3 protein-coding genes are annotated in these 2,214 nt (G+C 58.4%); 1 reads left to right on the plus strand and 2 read right to left on the minus strand.

The genetic code is table 11. The features are described from left to right. Positions 1-527: HAD-IIB family hydrolase (locus tag B2W52_RS20780; RefSeq protein WP_286804011.1), on the minus strand; the 527-nt coding region annotated here is incomplete at its 3' end. 543 nt (positions 528-1,070) lie between these two features. On the opposite strand from B2W52_RS20780, the gene B2W52_RS20785 reads away from it, so the two are divergent. Further along, the gene (locus B2W52_RS20785; protein WP_339621836.1) at positions 1,071-1,682 is read left to right on the plus strand and encodes an MFS transporter; all 612 of its coding nucleotides are present in this window, start codon (positions 1,071-1,073) and stop codon (positions 1,680-1,682) included. Between the two features lie 72 nt (positions 1,683-1,754). Here B2W52_RS20785 and B2W52_RS20790 read toward each other — a convergent pair whose 3' ends face one another. Beyond that, entirely contained in the window at positions 1,755-2,189 is a 435-nt protein-coding gene (locus B2W52_RS20790) for a DUF3010 family protein (RefSeq protein WP_273017560.1), read from the minus strand. Positions 2,190-2,214: the final 25 nt, after the last annotated feature.

Below are 2,214 nucleotides of genomic sequence, written 5' to 3' on the forward strand. Positions count from 1 at the left end.
ACCAGCACGGATTCCGGGTCGACGTTCAGGTGTTTCACCAGTCGTGACAGGGTACGCCCCTTGTTCACGCCCTGGGGCAGGATATCCAGGTACTTGTGGTTGGAGAAGAGCGCATTGCAGGACAGAGCCTCAATGCGGGCGACCATCTCGTCAGTGACCACATCGCCGTCGCAGAAATAGGACACGCGGCGTTCCTGGGGGACTTCCTGTCGCTGCAGGCCGTCAAAGGGGAGCAGGGCGTCTTCGATCATCTGTTCGCCCGGCCAGAGCTCGTCGATCTCGCCTTGCAGCGGTTGGATGGCCTGCTGGGTCTCGCCGTGAACTACGGTGCAGCCGACGTCACAGATGATGTAGTCCGGCTGAGGAATGGTGGGGTCGGACAGCAGCGGCAGCACGGATTCCAGGCCGCGACCGGTCACAAATACCAGGTCTATTTCGGGGTGGGCGGCAACCAGTCGGTAGAGCTTGAGGCGGTTGTCGGGATCACCCGCGAGAAAAGTACCATCGAGATCGGTGGCCAGTAACATAGTCTGCTCCTATCGAAACTTTTGCTCAGATAAGGAATGCGTTGCAGCTTTCATACCGGAATCGGATTAACAGCGTCACCTATGGCGCAGCGATTGCAGGCCAGTAAGCAGTGGCACGGCGATCAGGGCGATACAACAACTGAACAACACACCCCAAGTGCTTGCTGTCTGAGGCAAACAAGCCCTTTCATTTCAGGGCAGGGAGGTGTGTATCTGGACTTTAATGCGCCCTATTGGTGCAATTCTCGCGAGTGTCGCGCTATTACAGCTCGGCAGTGGCTTGTTGAATACGCTGCTGGCGGTCACGGCCAATGAGCAGGGTTTTTCCACGGCACGGATCGGCGTCATCATGTCCGGTTTTTCGTGGGGTTCGCCTGCGGCATCTTTATCAGTGGCCGTTTGATCCGCCGCATGGGCCATATCCGTACCTTTGCCTTCTGCGCGGCGGTGTGCGCGTCCATCGCGCTGCTGCACTCCCTGTGGGTTGATCCCTGGGCATGGATGGCGCTTCGCTTCCTTTAAGGATTGTCCCTGGTCACCCTGATGACAGTAACGGAGAGCTGGCTAAACGCCCGCGCTGAGAAGCACGAGCGCGGGCGGGTCTTCGCCATGTATATGGTGGTCAACCTTGGGGGAATTGCCCTGGCTCAGCAACTGCTCAGGCTGAGCCCGGGCGAGCTGTTTGTGCTGTTTTCGGTGTCGGCCATCCTCAGTTGCTGGGCGCTGCTGCCCATCACCATCAGCAGTCGCAGCCAACCCCACATTCCCGAGCGGGCGAAGAGCAGTCTGAAGAAGATCATCGGCTTTGCGCCGCTGGCCGTTGCTACCTCGGCGCTCTCCGGCCTGGCCATGGGCGCTTTCTGGGCGATGGCGCCTTTGTACGCGAGCAAGCTCGGATTCGGGTTGTCGGAGGTGGGGCTGTTGATGAGCCTCACCATTGTGGGCGCTGCCCTGGCGCCTCTGCTCGTGGGTTTGATTATGAATCTGGTGGGCCCTCAGGGCATGCCTGTTTACATGGCCGTTGTTCTGGGCTTGCTCGCCACCTATGCGATCTATCAGGTACGCCATGTTTCCGTGCTCACCGCGGGCGAGCAGGCGCATTTTGAGCCGATGGCGCAGTCGTCCCATGAGATTGTTGAAATGATTGAGCGGTAGACAGTTATCGCACCGGCTCACCGCTCCAAGAACGCTGAGTGAACCGCGTTCGAGCTTCCGATAGCCGGGAAGTCATTGGCTCTTTAGCTGCCCTACATAGGCGGAAACGAAGGCCGCTTCCTGGAAGGCCTTCAACCCCGTCTCTGCAAACGCAATGGGCAGCGGATTGGCTGCCAGTGTGGACTTGATGAGAGCGGAGGGCAGCAGGGTCACCGTCAATTCGATATCGGTGATCAGTTGAATGGCCGCTTCCATTTTGAAGCTGACAGCACCACCGGCAAATTTGCCTTTGGGCATTCGCTCTTTGATCGCGACGTGAGTCACGCCGTACTCGGCCATTAATGCCGCAAAGGCCGCCTGGAACTGCTTCAGGTCTTCACGGCTATGGTTTTTTGGCAGTGACAGTTTGCGCACCTTGCATTCCGGCAAATTGAACTGCCCCCGGTCCATATTCAGAAAACACACCACTGCATCACTGCCGGTAAGCTCAACGCCGCAAACAATCATAGCCATTTCCCCCGTCTCCGCCGGC

Origin of the sequence: Marinobacter sp. UBA2498 (assembly GCF_002341575.1) — a bacterium.
In the GTDB taxonomy this organism is placed as follows: Bacteria; Pseudomonadota; Gammaproteobacteria; order Pseudomonadales; family Oleiphilaceae; genus Marinobacter; species Marinobacter manganoxydans.